Below are 20,295 nucleotides of genomic sequence, written 5' to 3'. Positions count from 1 at the left end.
TGTCAAAGCGCTGCCCAGTCGTAGCTCGCGAAGCACAACTTCTGCGGCGTGCCCTCCACCTGTTCGATGAAGCGGGCATAGTCGCGGGCCTTCTGGACGGCCCCGACAAGCTCGTCGGTGTGCTGGTACAGCTCCGCCTCAACCTCATCGTCGAGTTAGCCCGGACGGTGTCGGCTAGCAACTGCCTGAGTGGGATTGTTTGACAAAGCTCGCGGAGAGGGCAAGCTCAGTCTTGGGACGACATTCCGTACCCCTTGCGTCCTTGAGGAGGCAATATGAAGATCTCGATGCGTGCTGCTGTCGCGGTGAGTGCACTTCTGGGGGGATTGGCGTGGGCGGGTGAGAAGCACTACTATCCTGTGATGGTGGCTCTCGATGGTAGGTATTTCAATGCAACAATGTCTATGGCCAGGAACTCCGATCGGCCATTGGAAAGCTTTCACTGCTTCACCGAGACTACGGCGACTGAAGTCTACGGGGCATGTTCGGCAAGAGATGCTGCTGGTGTAGCTGCGATTTGTTATACGTACAACCAGAACCTGCTGGCTGCAATTCGGTCGATTACCGACAGCAGTCTTGTCCAGGTGCAGTGGGACGCGAGCGGAATGTGTACGTATATTCAAGTTCGCTATTCGTCTGCGTATGAGCCGAAGAAGTAGTGTTTGACTAGGGGCCCCGATGTAGAGATGGTCCGGACATGTGGCTCACCAGTATTTCGCGAAGCACAGCTTCTGCGGCATGCCCTCCGTCTGTTCGATGAACCGGGCGAAGTCGCGGGCCTTCTGGAAGGCTCCGACTAGCTCGTTGGTGTGCTGGTACAGCTCCACCTCAACTTCGTCGGCAAGCTGCCCCTGTCGGTGACAGCGGCCGATGGCCTGTTCCCACGCGGCGCCGTCGGCAGGCGGGTTCACAAACAGCATTCGCGAGAACATCGTCAGGTTCTTCCCTGTCCCGTGAGCGCGCAGCGACGCGACGATGGAGCGCTTCCCACTCTCCCGGATGATGGTCGCCGACGCTTCCGGGCCACCGCCATAGAAGGGCACACCCGCCGCCTTCGCGATGCGCTCCCCCAGTTCCGGGAACTCCACCCACACGATTCCTGGCTGCCCCTTGCGTAGCGCCCAGTTCGCCGCGTCGTTCACGATGAAGTCGGACAGCCACACGGCTTCGGTGACGTGGACGACGCGCTTGTGAATCTCACCCCAGGCAGGCCAGGACACCGCGCGCCACGTCGGGAGGTCGCCGTCATAGGCCGGGGACTGGTGGGCGCGAATCGCGGCACGCACGAGCAGCCCAGGTGAGTCCAGGTGCTCGGCGGGCCGCTTGAGGCGCTCGCGCAGCTCCCGGTTGAACTCCTGCCGGCGTGAGAACCAGCGAAGAATTAGCTCCGGGTCCTGCGGCACTCCCTGAATGGCCGGGTATCGCCAGCGATGGAAGAAGCCACTCGCGAGCTGCCGCGCGCAGACGACCCGTTGCAGCTCGTCGACGAACTCTTCGCCGTCTGGGCGTTGGCCGCCGAGCGCCGTCTGAATGTGGGCGACCAGCTCGTCGGGGACCTTGCCCGGGTCGCGCGTCCGGATGACCAGCGACATGCCGACGGCGCTCTCGTCGGTCGCGACGACGCCCGGCGTTGCGTTGCGCCACCGTCGATAGGCATCCCGCACCCGACGGCGCTCGCGCTCGGCTTCGTTCTCGCCTTCGAGCGGGGCGAGGGGCTGGGACGGGTCGACGAGCTTGAGCAACTCGCCCGGAGGCGCAACGGCATGGCCGGGGTCCAGTGCCGCAGCCCACTCCTCGACGACGTGCTGCTTGAGCGGGAGCGGGCTGCCGTTGCGTAGGGCGTACTCCGCGAGGTGGGCGTAGTCCTTGACCGTTCTCGTCGCCAGCGTGCCCGACTGGGCCACAAGGCGCGTGTCGGGGTGCTGTTCCAGGTAGCGAAGGAATCGGCCCGTGCGCGCGCTCTTCCGGTCCTTCAGCTTGTGGGCCTCGTCGCAGACGATGAGGTCCGGCCGGATGCGCGTCAGGAGGTCAGTGCCTTCCTGGGTTGAGAACTTCTCGTAGGTGATGACGTGGAGGACGGGCAAGCCAGGCCGGAACCACCTGCCGCCCGCGAGGTTGGGCAAGCGCCAGTGCCCGCCGTAGAAGTGCCAGTCGACGTCGACGAGCTGCGCGCGCAGGTTGGACGGCAGGAGGAGCACGGCAACCTTGCACTCGGGCATCACGAGCGGAAGCGTCAGGTCAATCAGCGTCTTCCCGTGTCCCACGCCAATGGGGAAGAGCCCGCCACCCGCGCGCGCGGCTTCCAGGAGGGCAAGGCGCTGGATGGGGAGCAACGAGGACGGGCATCGCTTCCCGAGCGTCCGGCAGGTGCAACGAGTCTCAGGCGGGGCGCGCAGGGCGGCTTCCAGCGTGGCGAAGTCGCGGTCGCCGTAAGTGCTCGCGAGGTCCCGACGCGGGAGACTGAGCACGCGCGCGAGGTCGGGAGACCAGCCAACGGGCTGTCCCTTCGCGATGGTGGCACGGTCGCCCGTGAGCTTCGCAAGAGCAACGGGCGCAGCGGTGGCGGGGCGCTCAGCGGAAATCGCCGCACCCGGGTTGAGCCGGTGGAGAAGTCTCATGCTGGAGAGAGCTGGCGCCCCGCCTGTGATCAGCGAATGCCGCGAACGACCACGTCGAACGCCGGTTCGAGCGCCTCGACGATGACCTGCATCAGCTCCGACTGGGCGACCCCGAGCGCGGTGTAGATGCCGGGCGGGGGCAGCTCGGCACGCGCGGCCATCGCGAGCGCGCCACGCCACTTCCCGAACCCGAGCGACGAATCGGAGCCCGCGAAGCGCACGTCGTCGACGCCGCCCGCTTCGGCGACCTTGCGGTGCATGTCGTCGACGTAGCCCGTGAGGGACTCGGGGCGCGGCCCGTCGTGTTTGGTCGGCACGCAATCGACGAAGAGCACGCGAAGGTCACTCGTGGACTGCGCGGGCTCGGGAGCCTTGCGCGGGCGCCCTCGTCGCTTCGGCGCGGGCTGCTCGGCGACCTCAAGGGCCACCTGGACGGGCGTGGGCTGCGGCGCGTCGGGCGGCAGGATGGCGGGCAGGTCAACCGCGGCGTCGGTGGCGGGGACGGATTCAGAAGGCTTGCTGAGCAACTTGTCGCGTAGGGACATCGTCTTGGGCTCTCCTGTGAGGCACTTCGCCATGAACGGACACCCGCCGTACTTGGTGCATGCGGGGCCGTAGTTCGCGGGCACGTCGGCAGCTCGGGCGGCTTGCGCGTGCGCCTTCATCGCTTCGACCTGGGGCTCGACCTTGGCCCGCCACTCGCGCTCGACGTGCCCGACAGGCACGGAGGCAAGGACGGACACGGCAAGGCGCTGGCCCCGGGTCTGGTAGTAGAGGTGCTCCAGCTCCAGTTCGCGTAGGCCAGGGAATCGCTCGACCTGGCTGAGTGCCCACGCGGCATAGCCGACCATTTGCAGGCCGGGTTCCGTGTTGGCGTCGGCGAGTTGCTCGGGCGTCGCGGCGTTTCTCGCGACGTTGCTCGTGAACTTGTGGTCGGTGATTCGCAGGACGCCGTCGGAGGCGAGGCTCCGCGCGTCGACGAGGTCGATGAAGCCGGTGAACGGGATGCCACCCGCCGTCAGTGGCGGAGCACCGTCGAGGGGCTGTTCGACGAGCAGGTCGGGGCCGGGAGTCGGCAGGAGATGGGCACCCGCCTTCGCGAATGCGCCCAGCACGTCCTCGCCCGTCGACAGGTAGTGCTCAAGCTGCGCGTGGCCTTCGGTGCCGACCTGCTGTGCCCCCGTGGTCGGCTCGGGCAACCGCAACACCTTGGCGAAGTACCAAGCACGGGGGCACAGCTTGTGCTTCTTGAGCTGCGAGACGCTCAAGCGCTGGATGACTCCGGCAACGACGGAGGGGCTGTTGCTGGGAGCGTCGAGAGAGGCCGTCACCCTCCCTAAATGAGTGCGGCTTTCGGGAGTGGCTCACTGTCGTGTGGCGGACTGCTTGTGTTGGGCGGGCTCATGCCCTCTATTGCTATGCTGCCGTTCGCGAATAGTCGCCGAGTGAGCCCAAGGTGGATGACATGGAAGCTGTCGACAGAAAGACCCTTCTTGCGGTCATGAAGAGTGGGCGCAAGTTTCCTCCCAGGGAGACACAACTCCCTGCCTCCAAGCAGGCTTATCCAAAGCTGCTGTGTCTCGACACCAAAGACTGGATCGCTTTGGGGCAGGCTCACCACCAACGTTCACACGGCCAGCGGTTTCAGCGAACGCTTGATGCCGTTCGTGAGGGGATTCGAAATGGTCGACTGGTGGTCCCATTACTTAGTACGCCAGTCTTTGAGGCTGTGGGAAGCACTGACCCCGAACGCCGCGAGCGTTTTGTCCGCTTCATTGTTGAGCTGTCGGACAATAAGTCCATGTTACCGCATACCTCTCTTCAGGCCGCAGAGTTGCGCAATGCTGTAAGGCGGCTTTTCCAGGGAGCTACAGAGGTCGAGGAGTTACGCGAAACAGTCGTCCACTGGGGAGTGAGTGGGGCTTTCGGGCAAACTGAGCTTTCGATTCCTGTGAGTGGAAACTCTAGAATTGACCAAAGGTGCAGGGCCGCGCTGTTGTCACCTGAAGCTTCTGTACGGACTATATTGAGCGCACGTGGCAATGGCACATATGCCTCGCTTCGGACAAGTGAGTCGGAAACCATGCAGGCCGTTGCGAGTGTCCGGGCGCACGATGCTGCACTTGATCCTGGCACGCGTGAGCGAATTGAATGCGGGAACTGGATCAAGTCTGTGGTTCTTGTTCTTGCTGACGCTCTTCTGCGGCTGAGAATTGAACATCGGGAATTTATGTCTTGGCTTGGTCAAGACGAGAACCTCCAGCGCCTCTGTCGCGGTATCCCTTCTACCGACATCCTGTTGACGTTGATGTTTGCGCGAGATCGCGATCCAAACGCTGCAACAGACTCGAACGACGGGCTTGATTGGCGGTACCTTCAGACGACCATCCCACATGCCAATATCGTTCTCACGGAGAATAAGTGGGCTCACCATGCAAACCAAACTGGGCTCTCCGAGCGCTATGGTGTGCGAATAATGGCGGACCTTACACAACTGCCGGAGGTCCTTGCGGAAGAAGGCTGCGTATAGGTACGCTTGGTGGCTGTCCGGACGAGGTGTCATCCCTTCGTTAGATGAGCACCTCAGTTCTTCCGTTGTTTGGCGGTCGAGATGCGTGAAGTTTCCGCGAGTGGATCACTCGTAGCCGGCGGGGTTGCCGAACCCTGACCGATGCTCGCCGCGCTTCTCCATCGGCGCGTTCTTCAGCTCGTCCGGCAGGTAGTAGACGAGCGGGCGCTTTCCGCCTCCCATTCGGCGCTGGCCTCGGGTGAATCCCAGCGACTTCAAGGCCGCGCCGATTTCCCGTGAGAACCGGTGGTCGACCTGGGCATGGTGGAGGGAGAAGGCTTCGACGCCCACCTGGAGATGGGTCACGTCCGAGGGCCGCTTCTCGGGCGGCATCTCCAGAATCCACTTCAGGATGACTTCCTTCCGGCTGTCCCCGTGGTTCTCCATGCGCAACGCGGCCTGCTGCTCGGCTCCCGCCGCTTCTTCGTTGCTCAACCACCAGTCCTCGCTTTGGTGGAAGCGCACGACGGCTTCGGCCCAGATTTGGTCACGGTCGCGCTTGAGGGCGTCGGTGTCGATGCGGGAGCACTTCACCGGCCAGAAGCGCCGCTGTCCCGTGGGGTCGCGCAGGTAGTCGTCGTCGTTGGTCGTCCCGACGAAGATGCATCGACGAGGGGCCTGCACGTTGGAACGCCCGTAGGGCGGCCGATAGGTGTCTTCCGTCCGGGTGATGAACGCCTTGAGGGCCTGGTCCTCGCTCTTCCGGAACGTGCTCAGCTCGGCCAGTTCGATGAACCAGAACTGAGAGGCGAGCATGGCGCTGTCTCTGCTGGTGACGTCGATGGGCGCGTCGCTGAAGAATCGGCCTCCCAGGATGCTGAACGCCGTCGACTTCCGCAGTCCCTGGGGTCCCTCCAGAATCATCACCGTGTCGACCTTGCACCCGGGGCGCAGGGCACGCGCGACAGCGGCGATAGCGAACTTCGCGCCGACGGCCTGGAGGTATCGAGCATCCCCCTGCGCGCCGAAGTACGTCGCGAGCATCCCGTCGAGCCGCGGCTTCCCATCCCAGACGAGTTCCGCGAGGTAGTCGGCGACCGGGTCGTAGCTGTTGGCCTTTGCCACGGCGAGGATTTGGTGTGCGACGACGTGCGCCTTCGGCATCAGCCCGAGCCGCCCGTACTTGCTGAGCTGAATCCAGTTGGCCACCAGGACGTCGAGCGTCTCGATATCCACCTTGGGGCCGAGGGGACCGCCCTCCACCTCCAACTTCTTCGTGACTTCGTTGAAGCGGAAGACGCTGCGCCACTCGGGCGACTTGCCGAGGACGATGGCGACGTTCGCTTCGCAGTTGCGAATCTGCCGTCGGGTGTCCTTCGTGATGTCGAGGAAGAGTTCCTTCATCCACGCGTCGGGGTCTGGCGCGTCCTCTTCGCATCCCGGGGCGTCGCTCGACGCGGGTTCAGGTGCGCGACTGCCCAGGGTCTCCCAGATTGCCGTGTTGTCCGCGAGCCGTGCGGCATCCCGCGCCTTCCTACGCTCGCGGTGACGCCGCAGCTTGAGGCCGGCCTGCTCGCACAGGTGTTCGGTGCCCTCGCGCCAATCCGTGGCCGCGAAGGACGCGCGGAACAGCTCGACGACCACGGCTTCGGGCGTTGAGAGCGGCAGGACGAAGGCGGCGCATGACATGAGCGAGTTCAGGGTGGTGTCCTGCTCGCCGACGGGGGCCAGGGACTCACCTGCAAGGGCTCGGCGGACGATGGCGAGGTGCTCGGGCTTGCGGATGCGTCGCAGAAGGGCCCGCAGCTCGTACAGGTCGACGGGCGCCTCGGGCTTCGGGGAAGACACCTGCGCCGCCACCGTCGGGAGGCCGGCCCGGGACATGGTGAGTAGCTTGTCGACGTCGAGGGGCGCTCCGTCTCCACTGGCCGCGTAGGGCTCGGTACCGAGAGGCGCGTCGGGCAGGAAGTAGATTCGTGCCAGGTCCTTCGTGGCCGGGTCGGCGGGGAGGTCGAGCATGCGGATTGCGGCCTCGCGCACGGCGGGCCACTCGCGTGGGAGCACGGGCCGGGACAACGGCATCACCAGCCGCAGGCAGTAGTCCTCGGGCGGGCGGTTGCTGTGCGTCGAGTGGAGCGCGTAGGCCAGTCCATTGCGCTCGACGGTGTCGAGGAACGAGAGCTGCGACGCGTTGAGGTGGTCCAGGTCGAACACGCCCACCGTGACGGCGCGCACGTTCTCCGAGCGGCGCCGCTCGACGATGTCCACCGGGCTCCAGGCGGGGCCATTCTTGCCGGGGCAGCCACGCAGACAGGGCGACGTGGGGCACTGACTGCGACGATGGGCGACGAGCTTTGCTGACAGCTCGGGCCACGACAGCTCAGCGGCTTGGGGGATGTTGTCCTGGGCGGACGCGTAGAAGGCGACCTTCAGCCGAAGGGCGCGCAGGCGCGTGTTGTTGGGCACGTGGTTCATGCCCGGGTAAATGGGTGCGGATTCTGTTGCTGGCTCAGCGTGGAGTGCGACGGCGGCGGGAGGCGTGTGGGGTACGTGCATGGTGTCCCGTAAATGGGTGCGGATTTTCCGAATGGCCCACGGAATCGTCAGCCGGACGGATGCGGCAGGGTGTTCGCGCTGCCCCCGGTAAATGCGTGCGGATTTCGGGAGTGGCTCAGCCGTCGAGGCACAGGGCGTCCGGCGTCATACGGCACCGAAGCGTGTGCCCCAAATCCCTATCCTTCTCTATTCCCTATCCTCCTTTCTACTACTCCATCTTTTCTAAAGAGGAGAAGGAGAGAGGATAGGAAGAGAGCTTGATTGATGCCGGGGCGTCGATGCCCTGAACCCCACTGCCGCCCTTTGCGACTTCGGTGAACCACTGGCGGAAGTCACACGCATTTACTCGGAGACGGCGCTCATGCCGTTGGGCTGCCGCTGCGCGGTCCAATTCCGAGGGGCGATGTATCACCGTGACTGAGACTGTGTGTGAGTCGGATGGGGTCGGCATGGGGCGTGCTACCCGCGCGGCGATGTTTCACTCGCCCAAATGTTTCAGGGCCGCCGCTGGGAGGGCCATTGCACGCTACGGTTACGCCACTGAGGCAGCACAGCAGACTGTCCTCGTGTCGCGCATCATGCAGGCCCGAGAGGACGGGGACGCCGCGCTTGAGCGAGGTCTGTCCGCCGAGCTGCTCGTGTCCGTGCGTCCAGTCATCCGCCGCGCCGTCGGAAAGTGCCTGTCGTTCGCGGGCACGCTGTCCCCTGAAGATCTCGAACAGGTCGCCTCGGTGGCCGTGCTTCGCACCGTCGACAAGTTCGACCCCACGAGGGGCCGGCAGTCGTTCGGTGACGTCGCATACTTCCGCGCGAGGACCGCATGCGAGCAATACGCGCGACTGCACGCGAGCGACGTTCACCCGAGCGATGGCGCGCACAAGGGCCGCACCGTGCGTTCAACCCCTTGCACCGGAAGTAACGCCATCCGAATCCAGCGAATAGACATACCGTCTCATTTTTCGGACGGTGACCTGGGCTGCGACCCGTTGGTCGATGCGCTGGAAGCCGCACTCGGCGAGAGGTCGGGCCGAGATGCCGACGAAGAGACGCCCGAGGCGATGCTGCTGGCGGCTGAGCGTCGAGCCCTCGTGTTCGAGGCCGTGCGGCAGTTGGCCCCCGAGCAGCGAGAGCTGGTGTCCCGCGTCTTCGGCATCAACCGCCCTGCGCAATCGGTGCGCTCCGTGGCCGAAGCATGGGGCGCGCCAAAGAGCCGAGTCGACCGGTTGCTGGCGCGAGCCCTGGTGGAGCTGAGAGGAGTCCTTGGTGCCCCTTGAAAGCGGCCATCCTGAATGCTGTGTGGCATCGACTCAAGTGGGTAATATGTATATGTGGTCTATGTCCGTGCGGAACCGCAATGCAGAGGCCGTCGCACAAATTGTACTTTGGTTTCGCCTGTGAGGAACATGCGAACCCGGCGCTCCACTTTCTCAACTTGATCGCTGCAATCGAAGATGTGTACTTCGCACGGGTTCCCATCGTTGTGTTCACCAAGTCCAACGCTAAGAATGTGACCAAGTTCTACGTCCAGGGCAGATAGACTGAGCCCATAGACAACGAGCCTTGGAGCTTGGGCGATAGATTTCCACATGGTGGCCATTAATCTGCCCATCTGCTCGTGGTCGCCAGTCGCGCGAAAGGGCTCGTCCGCTACTTCGCTCGGGAGATACAAAAGCGAGGGAGTCTCGATGCTTCCGTGAACATGCAAGACCGATGAGGGCTTGCAACCCTGTCGCTCAAGAAGCATGTCCCAATTTGTTGTAATGAAGACATGCTTTCCCCACTTGCCGGAGTGATGGTTCTGCATGAATGCATCTCGAAGGTGCATCTCCCCTTTGGCTGTTGCCTCGGCAAGATGCGTGGAGATGCTCTTTTTGAGCTGTAGATCGAAATCCGTCCACTGGGAGATCAGTTGCGTGTTGATCTCTTGGTTTACGGAGTGATGACTCTTGTTTCGTTCGAGAAAGCGTCTTTGATACACGTGGGTAGCAAAGAAGTAATTGGCTGCATCGGGGTCAGCTTCGATTCGAGCCTCTGGTCTTTGCTCATTGATGGCTGCGAGAACAGGTCCCCATCCATTGTGGTCAATGCCTGAACCAACAAGAAAGACGGTTTCGAGCCCGGGAAAGGCAACGGTGTCTTCTGTGGCGTCATGGCTCTTGGTCGGCTTGTCCATGTGGGGATTGTATGCCGATGAGGGGAGATCTGCATGGGGTATGGTCTCGGTAGATGGAGTCCATGGCAAACCGCTGCGGCCGAAGGCGAAGCTATCCAGGTAAAACAAGAATAACATGATGGATTGCGGATTCCGCCATGGGTGAAATTTCCCCATGGGCCCCCCCGGCGAGTATTTCCTCTCACGGGCCGGATCCTGGCTTGCTCGGAGCGCACCACTTTTGAGAAATTTTGCGGAAAACCGCTGGGGTGATGCGTTTTGCAGGGCACACCCATGAAAAAGTTCGAGAAACCGCACGCATTTACATGGTGTGGCTCGTCCAACCAAACTCACCCCTGAGATTCAGAAGCAGATCTGCGACTACTTGAGGTCGGGCCTGTTCCGTCGCGCGGCCTCGGGCCTCGTGGGCGTCGACGAGCAGACCCTCTCCCGGTGGTTCCACCGAGGCGCGAGCGAGGCGCGCGGGCCCTATCGCGAGTTCTTCGTCGCGGTGAATCGGGCCGAAGCCGAGTTCATGCAGTCGGCGACGGAGACGCTCCAGGCCGCGTCCACGACGAACCCCAAGCACGTCCAGTGGTTGCTGAGCCGTCGGTTCCCCGAGCTGTATGGCAGGCGGGACAACGTCGAGGCGAAGAGCCCCGAGGACCAGACCGCCGACACCGCCGCGCTGCGTGAGCTGCTGATTGACCGGCTGGGGAAGTTCCTCCCCGACGAGCCGCCCCCGCCCGCCGATGCCGCCACACCCGTGCCGCTCGACGACAAGGGGGGCGAGTGATGCGTAGCGTGCTGACAGGGGCCTGGGGGAAGTTCGCCGAAGGACTCGCGCCGCATGAGTCGCCCGCTGCCAGGATGGTTCAGACGGCCGGGTCTCGCGTTCAGCTCGCGAAGCTCTTCGGAGGGCTCGACGACAAAGAAGCCGAGCTGCTCGTCTACGACCTCGACTTCTGGGCGCGCCGAGAGCAGGTCCCCCCGGACAAGTTTTCGACCTGCTTCGTCATGGCCGGGCGCGGCTTCGGGAAGACATGGTGTGGCGCGCGGTGGGTCATCAAGAAAGCGTGGCAGGCCAAGAGCGTCGGCGCCCTGATTGGTCCGACGGCAGCCGACGTGCGCGACACGATGATTCGCGGTGCGTCCGGAATCCTGGCCCTGTCGCCCCCATGGTTCACCCCGAAGTACGAGCCTTCGAAGCGGCGGGTGACGTGGCCGAACGGCGTCTATGCCATCTGCTACTCGGCGGATAAGCCCGACCGGCTGCGCGGCCCGAATGCCGGATGGGGCTGGGGTGACGAGCCGGCTTCGTGGAAGCACGACATGGCCGCGGTTGACCAGCTCCCGCTGGTGCTGCGCATCGGCTCGCGTGAGGACCCGCCGCAGCTCCTACTCACGGGGACGCCGCGCCCGCTGAAGAAGATTGAAGAGCTGCTCTTCGCGAACACGGAGACCCAGGAGTTGAAGCCGGGCGTCGTGCTGCGCACGGGCTCGTCGCTGAGCAACGCGGCCAACCTGGCACCCACGGCAGTCGCGAACATGCGAGCGCTCGCGAACACCCGCTGGGGTCAGCAAGAGGTTCTCGGGCGCCTGCTGATGGACGTGCCCGGGGCCATCTTCGGCTCGGCGAAGTGGAAGCGCGTCGACGCGGACCCTCACGAGTATGCCCAGCAACTCGACCGGAGAATCGTCAGCGTCGATCCGAGCCCCACGAGTGAGACGGGCTCGGACGAAACGGGAATCATCGTCGAGGGGTGCAAGTCGAGCGTGCTCTTCGGGGCCGACGGTGTGTCGCTCAAGCGCGTGTCGGTGCTCGCCGACCTGTCGCGTCGGGCAAGTCCTCGAGAGTGGGCGACGACGGCCATCCGCGCCTATCTCGAATGGGGGTGTGACGCGCTCGTGGTGGAGGTGAACACGGGCGGGGAGATGGTGGAGACGCTCATCAGCACCGTCGCGGGCGAGTTGGGTGTGAGCGTCAACGTGAAGCCGGTGAGGGCCACGAGTGCGAAGAGCAAGCGCGCCGAGCCCGTGTCCGCCCTGGCCGAAGCGGGCCGCGTCGAGTTCGTCGGGACGTTCCCGAAGCTGGAACAGCAGCTCAGCAAATTCACGGGCATTGCGGGCCGTCGCGATGACCGGGCTGATGCCTTCTGTTGGGGCGTCCATGACCTCGTGTTCGTTGAGCAGTTCTTCGCGGTGTGAGGTTCTCCATGGGGTTGTTGGACAGGATGCGCGCGGCGCTGGGCGGTGGCAGCAAGCGGAAGGGAACCGGCCTGGAGCTGAGTCGCTGGGCTTCGGCCCCGCCGCGTCGGGAGGTGCCCGCGCTGCTCGCGGCCTACGCGGAGATGCCGTGGCTGGGGACCATCGTCGACACGGTGGGCGATGCCTTCGCGGACGTGACGTGGCGCGCCTTCGTGCGGCAGGACCCCACGACGCGGAAGGCGCTCGTCGACGTGTCGCTGCGGCGGGCCTGCGGCGACGTGCGGCGGGAGCGGTTGAAGTCGCTCGCCGATGGAGCTGGCGCGGTGGAGCTGCCGGACCACCCGCTGTTGCGGCTGCTCGCGGACCCGAACGACTACATGACGGGGCGCGACTTCTCGAAGCTGTTCTGTTTGCACTACGACCTGACGGGCGAGTTCTTCGCTGTCGTCGAGGAGATGGCCGGCGTCCCCGTGGGGCTGTGGCCGGTGCCCCCCGACTGCGTGCTCGCACTGCCGGACCTGAGCAAGCCGAAGTCAGAACGCACGTACACGGTGACGGCTGGTGGTCGCATGTTCACTCTGCCCGCCGCGAGCGTCATCTACGTGAAGCGCCTGAATCCGGCGGACCCTCTCGGCCGCGGCATCGGCATCGCCTACGCCCTTGGTGACGAGGTCGACACGGACGAGCACGCCGCGCGCTTCACGAAGAATGCCTTCTTCAACAACATGCTGCCGGGCGCGGTCATCGCCATTGAAGGCTTCAACGAGGGGCAGGCAGGCCCTGCGAAGGCGTTCAAGGAAAGCCTTGCGCGTGAGTACGGGGGCCCTGCCAACGCCGGCCGGGTGATGATTACGAGCGGCAAGACAACCTTTGCTCGGCTCGACACGCCGTTTCGCGACATGCAGCTCGTCGAACTGCGCCGCTTCCTGATGGACTTCGTGAGGATGGTCTACCGCGTGCCCCCGGAGATTGTGGGCGACGTGACGAGCAGCAACAAGGCGACGAGCTACGCCGCGCGTGAGCATCTGGCGGAACAGGCGACCAAGCCGCGCGCGGAAGTCTTCCTGGCGTCGATGCAGAAGAGTCTTGCGCCGCGCTTCGGTGACGACGTGCTGCTCTCCTACGACTCGCCCGTACCCGCCGACCGCGAGCACCGGCTACGGGTGATGAGTACGCTTCCAAGCGCGTTCACCTTCGACGAGTGGCGCACGGAAGCGGGCTTCAAGCCCCACGCCGAACGCCAGGGGTTCGCGGAGCTGCTGCCGGGCCAGAAGCCCAACGAGCCAGGTCAGACGCCGACACCCGTCGAGGGCAGCTCAGCGGAAGCAAACGCGGAAGCTGAAAAGGGCACCTGAGCCACTCGTAGAATCCGCACGCATTTACATGGGGAATGCCTGTCCCCATTACACGCACCCTGCGGTTGAGCGCCGTCCAAAAGGACGCGGCGACGCTGAACGCCGTCGAGTCCATCGGTGGGCGACGCGTCTACAAGTTCAGGGCGAGTGACGGCGATTTCGACCGCTACTCGGACCGACTCAACGTGAAGGGCTGGCGCGTCGACGGCTACAACGCGAACGGCGTCATTCTCTTCAACCACGACGACGGGGCCGAGGCTTCTTCGGCGGGTGCCGAGCCGCAGTTGCCCATCGGCAAGGGGCGCGTCTACGTCGAGGGCGACGCCCTGATGGTCGACGTCGAGTTCGACGACGAAGACGAGTTCGCGAAGCGGGTCGAGCGCAAGGTCGCCAAGGGCATCCTGAACGCGGTCTCCGTCCGCTACCTCATGCTCCCGGGCCAGTACCGGCAGAACGAGCGCGGTGGCTACGACTGCGACGGACAGGAGCTGCTCGAAGTCTCGGTGGTGACCATCCCAGGCAACGCGCGGGCCGTGCGCGCGAAGTCCTTCGAGGACGAAGGCGAAGACATCGTCGAGCGGATTGCCGCGCGCGTCGTTGAGCTGCTCGACGCACGCGCCGAAGCGAAGTCGACGGACGACGAGGAGCCCGCGACGGAAGAGGCCGCCGAGCCCGCGTCCGAGACGGAAGTGCCGCCTGCCGAGCCGCCGAAGGCAGACGACGAGGAAGACGACAAGGCGAAGGGTTTCAACGCCTCCGACGCGGCGAAGAGCTTCGTCGAGGCATTCAAGAGCTACATCCGAGGAGTGTGAAGGAATGACTCGCGAGCAGGTTGCGGAGATGGTGAAGGCGCTGGGCCCCGAGGTCGCGCGAGAGCTGATGGACGCCGCTGCTCGAAGCGCGCCCGGCCGCATGGAGTCGGGCAAGGGGCCGCTCCCGGGTGGCGTCTATTCGAGCCCCGAGAACTTGGGCGCGTTCGCGAAGAGTGTCATCGCGGCGGGCCGCCGCACGGGTGCCGTTGAGCTGGTCGACGCCGCGAAGCGCTTCGGCAATGCCGATGTGCAGAAGGCCGTTCAGCTCAGCAAGTTCGACTCGGCCGGCGTGCTGGTACCCATCCAGCAGAGTGGCGAGGTCATCGAATTCCTGCGGCCCGAAGCGGCGCTGCTCAAGTTGGGCGTGCGAACCCAGGCGTTCAAGGGCGAGCTGCACATGGGGCGGCAGACGGGCACCTCCGAATTCAGGTGGGTGGGCGAAGGCGAGACGGTGCCGAAGAGCGCGCCCAAGTACGGCAAGGTCGTGCTCAAGGCGCACAAGGGCATGGTGCTCGCCGACATCAGCAACGACTTGCTGCGCACCCCGGGCGTGGGGGATGCCGGCGTGGGCGAGGACATCCGCGCGACGGTGGCGGACGGGCTCGACGACGCGGGCTTCAACGGCGACGGGACGGGCGCGGCGCCGAAGGGGCTCTTCGCCCAGCTCGACGCGGCGCACGCCTTCGCGTCGACGGGCACCACTGCCGCCGCGTATCTGGCCGACATCGACAAGGCGGTGGAGCTGCCACTGACGGCGCATGTCCGCATGGGCAACGCGGCCTGGGTCATCCACCCGACGCGGGCGACCGCCCTGCTTCAGCTCCAGAACTCCGGAGTCTGGGTGTTCCGTCAGGAGATGCTCGACAAGGGCACGATTCGCGGCTTCCCGTTCGTCATGACGACGCGCGTCCCCTCGGCGCGAATCACCTTCTCGGCCGACTGGCGTCAGTTCATCTACGGCATCGACGAGGACCTGATTCTGTCGGAGCACGACACGCGGGCCGAGTTCGACGAGACCACCGTTCGCGCCATCGTGAAGGGGGACTTCAAAGTCCGCCAGCCGAAGGCGTTCAGCTCCATCACTTACAGCGCCTGAGAGGCCCCACCATGAACGCCAATTCCACCGACGCGGGTGTGCTCGTCGGCATCCGCTCCGGCACCGTGCCCGCCGCCGTCGGCGCGGGGACCCGCAACAGCGCGGCCATCGACCGGATGGGCTTCGACTCCTGCGTGCTGACGGCCTCGACGGGCGCCGCTTCGGGTACTCCGACGGCCCTTTCGCTCGCCGCGAAGCTCCAGGAGAGCGCCGACGGCCAGAACGGATGGAGCGACCTGCCCGGTGCCGCCGTCGAGCCTCTCACGGCCCCCAATGCGGTGGCGCGCATGAACGTCCGCCTGTCCACCGCGCGGCGCTACGTGCGGGTCGTCGAAACCGTCGCGCTCACGGGCGGTACAGCTCCAACGCTCGGCGCGTCCAGCCTGATTGTGCTGTGCGGCCCGGACGAGATTCCCGCCCCCTAGTCCCACGAGACGAAGCTGGGGCTCCCCTCACCCCTCCGGACCCCGGCTTCGTCGCTCCTAGGCCCTCCTGAGCCCCTTCCATGGCCCGTCCGACTGACCTCTGCCTTGCCGCGACAGTCGCCGCCGACCTGGGCGTGCCTGTCGACCCACACGTTGAGCGCTGCGTGAGTGCCGCGAGCGGTGCGATTGCCTCCCTGTGTGGCCGAGCCTTCGAGCGGGCCACGGTGACGGAGTTCCCCGCGAGCTACGCACGCCCCTACGTGCTCCTCGCCCGCCCTCCGCTCGTCGACGTCCTGAGTGTCACCGAAGGGGGCGAGCTGCTCGACGCCACGGCCTACACCATTGCCGGGGACCTCGCGGCGGGTGGCCTGCTCTACCGGCTTGCCGGCGTGTGGCCCGAGACGGCGCACGTGGGCGGGCTCGTCACGCTGACCGTCGACACCCGACAGGGCCACCCGGGGGCGTTGGCTGTGACGTACACGGGGGGCTTCGTGACGCCGGGACAGGTGGCGCTCGATGCTTCGGCGGGTCCCCTCACCCTGCCTGCCGAAGTCGAGGAAGCGGCCATCCTCGAAGCCTGCGCGCTCTACCGAGGCCGGGGGCGAGATGCGGACGTGTCCGCCGAGAGCCTCGGGGATTGGTCCGTGAGCTACCGAGAGAAGAGCGCGGGCCAACGTCTCGCGAGTCCCCGGGCCGAGCTGCTCGTCGCGCCGCACGTCCTGTGGAGGGCGAGCTGATGGCCGGCCCCGCGGCGCACTTCCGGCAACTCGTGCGCTACGCCGAAGTCACTGGGCGCGACGCGTGGGGGGCTCCGCTCCTGGGGCCCGTGCATGACGCTCCCGCGCGCATCCAGCCGAGCCGGAAGCTGATTCGCGACGCCAACGGCGCCGAGTTCGTCGCGTCCTTCGTCGTATACACCGCCGCGCCGCTCACGTTGCGTCATCGGCTGTGGTTCCAGGGCGACGACACCACCGACATCAACCACGCCCGCCGCCCCGCAGCCGTTGACGAGCACGTCGACGGTGGGGGCGTGGTGCGCTACCGGAAGGTCTGGCTCTAATCGCATCGAACAACGACTGGTCCATCTCCGGAGTTGCCCCTCCCGCAGAAGGGGCTCTCGTTAGGCCGTCTTGGTCATCTCTTCCTACTGCTCGACGCAAGCCGTTGGCCAGAAAATCGTCTGGGAATAGATGCTCCTATGCCCGAATAGATTCTGCTGACCGTCGCAGTTGCAATCATCGGCGCCGACCCACACCGTCCGACTTTCGTCGCTGTAATACTCGACATGCCAGCTTTCGTTGTCATTGCAGGGGAAGAGCGCATCCTGCCGAGAGTCAAGCTCGTCTGGCTCCTGCTGGCTGGTGGTTGCGCCGCAGCCAACCCCAACGGCGAGCATCGACACTGCCACACTGCTACGAAGCAACCGGTTCATTCGTGTGCCCTCACAAGGTGGACAACAGGCCCAGGATAGCAGTGGCTTCGGTGTTTGTCTTGTTTGTCTGGGTGCCGAGGTCGTCCGCCACATGGGCGCTTTCGGGGGACTCAGCGCGGGATACTCACAAGCCTCCAGCCCACTCAAATTCACACCGCGCTTTATGAGGCAATCAAATGGCCCGTGATGCCGCTTCAGACCTTGCGAACATCCTCGCTGCGGGCGGGCGCGGGCTGCGCGTTGGGGGCAACCTCTTCCTGGGACCCACGCTTGAGGACGACGACGCGTCGGTGCCGGACGTGTCGTGCTTCGTGTTGCAAACCGGAGGCGACCCGCCGCAGGGCTACCTCGGAGGACGAAAGACGTACCGAACTGTCACCTGCCAGGTTCGCGTGCGCTCGGCCCGTGAGAGCTTCCGGGACGGGCAGGCCCTCGCGCTCGCGGCCCTCGACGTGCTGCATCTCGCGAATGCCGCGCCCTACGTGCTGATGGAGGTCGACGAAGGGAGCCCGAACTACGTCGGCACGGATGGCAGTGACCGCCATTGGTGGACCTTCACCGTGAATGCTTCGTTTGTTGATGAGGGCCCTTGAGCCACTCGCGGAATCCACACGCATTTACAGGGGGAGATGCCACTCAAGGTTGCGCTTGACTTCAGACTGCTCAACAAGTTGCGGAAGGTCGAAGGGCCCGTGCTCGACGACCTCGCACCGTTGGCCCGCGAGCATGCATCAACGGTGCTCCAGGCGAGCCGCACCCTTGTCCCCGTCGGCAAGCGGGATACGGATGGCAAGCCACCGCTGAGCGCGTCGGGGTTCGTCGATGGCCCTGCGGTAAATGGCGAGAAGTCGAGCGTCAGCGCGACGGCTGGCTACGAGCACGAAGCGGCGGGCGCGATTCACGAGGGTTTCCACTGGGGCACGCAGCGTTTCGCCGAGCCCGTCCACTTCCTGCGCAAGCCCGCTCGGAAGGGGCGCGCGAAGTTTCGGAAGGCTGTCGCGGCTCAGATTCTTGCAACCCTCTCGCGGCTCTTCCCGAGCCGGTAGGCATTCCCATGTCCACCCCTGTTGCTGCTCACCTCGATAGCGTGTCGGTGCGTGCGGACACCAATGCCGCACAGCCCGCTGACCGCGTGGACGGACTCACCGACGCGTCGCTGAGCGAGACGGGCGACTTCGTCGAGACGAACTACCTCGGGGGCTCGGGCTACAAGTCCCGACTCCAGACGCTCAAGGACACGAGTGCGGACCTGTCGGGGCACTTCATGACGGGCGACGCGCCACAAGCTGTGTTGCGAGACGCGCGCGACGACGGGAGCACTGTCCATGTCACGTTCATCTTCGACCCGAGCGCCTCCGCTGGCACCAAGGGCAAGCGCATCCCCATGGTCGTCACCAGCTACGACGAGAAGCTGACTCCGGGCGGTGTCGTCGAGTTCTCCTGCAAGCTCTTGGGCAATGGCGCCCCGGTGGCCGTCTGATGTCGGTCATCCCCGCGCACGTTGGCTCCCTGTCCATCGCGGGCGAGCCGGAAGAGTTCCTCAACGCCGAAGCCGTTCCCGCGCAGGAGTTCACCGGCACGGAGTATCGGATCGTCGACCCCGCTCTTCGTCGACTCAGCCCCGGCATGCCCGCGTTCGTCGAGGTCTCCCCGGACGGTGACACGGATGCCGGTGCATGGGTGCCCGCCGACGCCCACGTCGACCCGCTCTTCGGCTTCGTCTACCTCACCACCGCCCCTGGGCCAGAAGCACTCGTGCGCGTCTCGGGCGCCTCGCTCCCAGTCCATCCGGTGGCGCTGGTGCGCTCCATCTCCCTGTCGGTGACGAACGACGTCGTCGAGCTGCAAGTCATGGGGGATGGCTACAAGCGGCGCGCGGTGTCGCTTCGGGACTTCTCCGGTGAGCTGGTGGGACTGACGGCGCTCGATGAAGGCTTCATGGACGGAGCTCCACTGCTCGTCGAAGTCAGCAAGGGCGCGGGCTCCGAGGTGTTTCGCGCTTGGGTGAAGGTGCCCGAGCTGTCGCACAAGCTGACGCCCGGAGCCCTCTACGAGCGCACCGTGAAGTTCATCGGTCACGCCTTCCCCACGGGGAGTGGCGCCGCCATCGCTTGGGGATACGGCACCCCCTGAACCACTGCCGGAAAGGAAAGCCTCATGTCGAACAAGCACAAGCTGCTTGCGAAGAGCCGTCGTGTCGTGAAGTCCGTCGAGATTGATGGCGTCAAGGTCGACATCATCAAACCGACGATGGGGGATCGGCTGCGCCTGATTGAACAGGCACGTGCCGCGGGCGAGATGACGGAGAAGAACGAGCCCACCGGGGACCGTGCCGGTGCGCGCATGCTGGCGCGAATCGCCGTCTGCGTGATTCACGACGCGGAGACGGGGCGCCCCATGTTCTCCGTCAGCGACGTCGACGAGCTGCTGGACGAGTCGTGGCTGGAGGACTTCGCGACGGACCTCACGGACGTCTTCAACGTCAGCGAAGAGAAGATGCGGGGAAAATAGACAGCGACCCCGAAGCGAACCTGCTCTACGGGGTCGCCTCTCTGTTGAAACTGCCCCCCGACGCGGTTCGGGCGATGGCTTACGAAGACGTCGTCGGGCTGGTGGCCTACGCCCGGAAAGAAGCCGAGGAATTGGAGCGCCGCTCTTCCTCGCCCACCGCCTCGGGCGCTTCTCCACAAGGACAGCAGTCCGTTCGACGTTTGCGTCGGAGGTGATTCAACATGGCTGGCGGCGGTCTCAAAGTCGGTGACGTCTATGTCGTCGTGACGGCCGCCGTCGGCGAGTTCACCAAGTCGATGCGGAAGATTGTCGCCGACGTCGCCGCTGCTGCCGGCAAGATTGAGCAGCTCGGGAACAAGATTGGCGAGATTGGCGCCATTGTGAGCGTGGGCCTCTACGGGGCGCTCGCGGCTGTAGCCGCATTCGACTCGTCCGTCACGGAGCGGATGGACCGAATCAGGCTTGTCTTTCAAAGCGTCGGCGTCGAGATTGGCAATGCAGTCCTGCCGCATCTTGAGCGACTGTCCGATGTGCTGGAACGCGCCCTGGGTTGGTTCCAGCGGTTGGACCCTTCGGTGAAGGCCACGATTGGAAGCCTCCTTTTCTGGGGGACGGCTGCGG

General features: G+C 65.1%; 21 protein-coding genes and 1 pseudogene. 17 read left to right on the top strand and 5 right to left on the bottom strand.

Going from position 1 to position 20,295, the window contains the following annotated elements:
- Window positions 1-275 precede the first annotated feature (275 nt).
- Window positions 276-659 (top strand): hypothetical protein, encoded by a 384-nt coding sequence (locus HUW62_RS04590; RefSeq protein ID WP_176433669.1) that lies wholly within the window; start codon window positions 276-278, stop codon window positions 657-659.
- Between the two features lie 45 nt (window positions 660-704).
- Here the strand turns inward: HUW62_RS04590 and HUW62_RS04585 are convergent, their stop codons facing one another.
- A complete protein-coding gene (locus HUW62_RS04585; RefSeq protein ID WP_176433668.1) occupies window positions 705-2,618 on the bottom strand; it encodes a helicase in 1,914 nt (637 codons plus the stop codon).
- A gap of 29 nt (window positions 2,619-2,647) precedes the next feature.
- Window positions 2,648-3,949, bottom strand: coding sequence for a PD-(D/E)XK nuclease family protein (locus tag HUW62_RS04580; RefSeq protein WP_176433667.1), 1,302 nt, complete (start codon window positions 3,947-3,949; stop codon window positions 2,648-2,650).
- A gap of 134 nt (window positions 3,950-4,083) precedes the next feature.
- Here HUW62_RS04580 and HUW62_RS04575 point away from each other — a divergent pair, with 134 nt between their 5' ends.
- Window positions 4,084-5,148, top strand: coding sequence for a hypothetical protein (locus HUW62_RS04575; protein WP_176433666.1), 1,065 nt, complete (start codon window positions 4,084-4,086; stop codon window positions 5,146-5,148).
- A 105-nt stretch (window positions 5,149-5,253) separates the two neighbouring features.
- Here HUW62_RS04575 and HUW62_RS04570 read toward each other — a convergent pair whose 3' ends face one another.
- Entirely contained in the window at window positions 5,254-7,602 is a 2,349-nt protein-coding gene (locus HUW62_RS04570; protein ID WP_255203229.1) for a virulence-associated E family protein, read from the bottom strand.
- A gap of 530 nt (window positions 7,603-8,132) precedes the next feature.
- On the opposite strand from HUW62_RS04570, the gene HUW62_RS04565 reads away from it, so the two are divergent.
- Entirely contained in the window at window positions 8,133-8,957 is an 825-nt protein-coding gene (locus HUW62_RS04565) for a sigma-70 family RNA polymerase sigma factor (protein ID WP_255203228.1), read from the top strand.
- Between the two features lie 59 nt (window positions 8,958-9,016).
- On the opposite strand, the gene HUW62_RS04560 is transcribed toward HUW62_RS04565, so the two are convergent.
- Window positions 9,017-9,856, bottom strand: coding sequence for a hypothetical protein (locus tag HUW62_RS04560; protein ID WP_176433665.1), 840 nt, complete (start codon window positions 9,854-9,856; stop codon window positions 9,017-9,019).
- 310 nt (window positions 9,857-10,166) lie between these two features.
- Between HUW62_RS04560 and HUW62_RS04555 the strand changes: the two genes are divergently transcribed.
- The 8 genes from HUW62_RS04555 (at window position 10,167) to HUW62_RS04520 (ending at window position 16,791) form a co-directional block, all read left to right on the top strand.
- Window positions 10,167-10,631: a hypothetical protein gene (locus HUW62_RS04555; RefSeq protein WP_176433664.1), complete on the top strand. Its 465-nt coding sequence runs from the start codon at window positions 10,167-10,169 to the stop codon at window positions 10,629-10,631.
- Between the two features lie 74 nt (window positions 10,632-10,705).
- Window positions 10,706-12,043, top strand: coding sequence for a terminase family protein (locus HUW62_RS04550; protein ID WP_255203227.1), 1,338 nt, complete (start codon window positions 10,706-10,708; stop codon window positions 12,041-12,043).
- 8 nt (window positions 12,044-12,051) lie between these two features.
- Window positions 12,052-13,398 carry a phage portal protein gene (locus tag HUW62_RS04545; protein WP_255203226.1) on the top strand — a complete coding sequence of 449 codons (1,347 nt, stop codon included), beginning with the start codon at window positions 12,052-12,054 and terminating at the stop codon, window positions 13,396-13,398.
- A 65-nt stretch (window positions 13,399-13,463) separates the two neighbouring features.
- The gene (locus HUW62_RS04540) at window positions 13,464-14,210 is read left to right on the top strand and encodes an HK97 family phage prohead protease (RefSeq protein ID WP_255203225.1); all 747 of its coding nucleotides are present in this window, start codon (window positions 13,464-13,466) and stop codon (window positions 14,208-14,210) included.
- 4 nt (window positions 14,211-14,214) lie between these two features.
- Window positions 14,215-15,306: a phage major capsid protein gene (locus HUW62_RS04535; protein WP_176433661.1), complete on the top strand. Its 1,092-nt coding sequence runs from the start codon at window positions 14,215-14,217 to the stop codon at window positions 15,304-15,306.
- A gap of 11 nt (window positions 15,307-15,317) precedes the next feature.
- Window positions 15,318-15,731: a hypothetical protein gene (locus HUW62_RS04530; RefSeq protein WP_176433660.1), complete on the top strand. Its 414-nt coding sequence runs from the start codon at window positions 15,318-15,320 to the stop codon at window positions 15,729-15,731.
- A gap of 80 nt (window positions 15,732-15,811) precedes the next feature.
- Window positions 15,812-16,468 carry a hypothetical protein gene (locus tag HUW62_RS04525; RefSeq protein WP_176433659.1) on the top strand — a complete coding sequence of 219 codons (657 nt, stop codon included), beginning with the start codon at window positions 15,812-15,814 and terminating at the stop codon, window positions 16,466-16,468.
- Complete coding sequence (locus HUW62_RS04520) at window positions 16,468-16,791, top strand: hypothetical protein (RefSeq protein ID WP_176433658.1); 324 nt, start codon at window positions 16,468-16,470, stop codon at window positions 16,789-16,791. The genes HUW62_RS04525 and HUW62_RS04520 overlap by 1 nt, the downstream gene beginning before the upstream one ends.
- An 84-nt stretch (window positions 16,792-16,875) precedes the next feature.
- On the opposite strand, the gene HUW62_RS04515 is transcribed toward HUW62_RS04520, so the two are convergent.
- Window positions 16,876-17,163 (bottom strand): hypothetical protein, encoded by a 288-nt coding sequence (locus tag HUW62_RS04515; RefSeq protein ID WP_176433657.1) that lies wholly within the window; start codon window positions 17,161-17,163, stop codon window positions 16,876-16,878.
- 176 nt (window positions 17,164-17,339) lie between these two features.
- On the opposite strand from HUW62_RS04515, the gene HUW62_RS04510 reads away from it, so the two are divergent.
- The 6 genes and pseudogenes from HUW62_RS04510 to HUW62_RS04485 form a co-directional block, all read left to right on the top strand.
- Window positions 17,340-17,756, top strand: coding sequence for a minor capsid protein (locus HUW62_RS04510; protein WP_176433656.1), 417 nt, complete (start codon window positions 17,340-17,342; stop codon window positions 17,754-17,756).
- 36 nt (window positions 17,757-17,792) lie between these two features.
- Window positions 17,793-18,209: a hypothetical protein gene (locus tag HUW62_RS04505; RefSeq protein WP_176433655.1), complete on the top strand. Its 417-nt coding sequence runs from the start codon at window positions 17,793-17,795 to the stop codon at window positions 18,207-18,209.
- 8 nt (window positions 18,210-18,217) lie between these two features.
- Window positions 18,218-18,643 (top strand): phage tail tube protein, encoded by a 426-nt coding sequence (locus HUW62_RS04500; RefSeq protein WP_176433654.1) that lies wholly within the window; start codon window positions 18,218-18,220, stop codon window positions 18,641-18,643.
- Entirely contained in the window at window positions 18,643-19,296 is a 654-nt protein-coding gene (locus tag HUW62_RS04495; RefSeq protein ID WP_176433653.1) for a hypothetical protein, read from the top strand. Before HUW62_RS04500 ends, HUW62_RS04495 begins: the two co-directional genes overlap by 1 nt.
- Before the next feature lie 24 nt (window positions 19,297-19,320).
- Window positions 19,321-19,674, top strand: coding sequence for a phage tail protein (locus HUW62_RS04490; protein ID WP_176433652.1), 354 nt, complete (start codon window positions 19,321-19,323; stop codon window positions 19,672-19,674).
- A gap of 221 nt (window positions 19,675-19,895) precedes the next feature.
- A pseudogene (locus HUW62_RS04485) lies at window positions 19,896-20,295 on the top strand (phage tail protein); the annotation flags it as partial.

The organism is Myxococcus sp. AM011 (genome assembly GCF_013372595.1).
In the GTDB taxonomy this organism is placed as follows: Bacteria; Myxococcota; Myxococcia; order Myxococcales; family Myxococcaceae; genus Myxococcus; species Myxococcus eversor.
The sequence above is the reverse complement of the archived record's forward strand: the minus strand, read 5'-3'. Positions and strand labels throughout refer to the sequence as shown.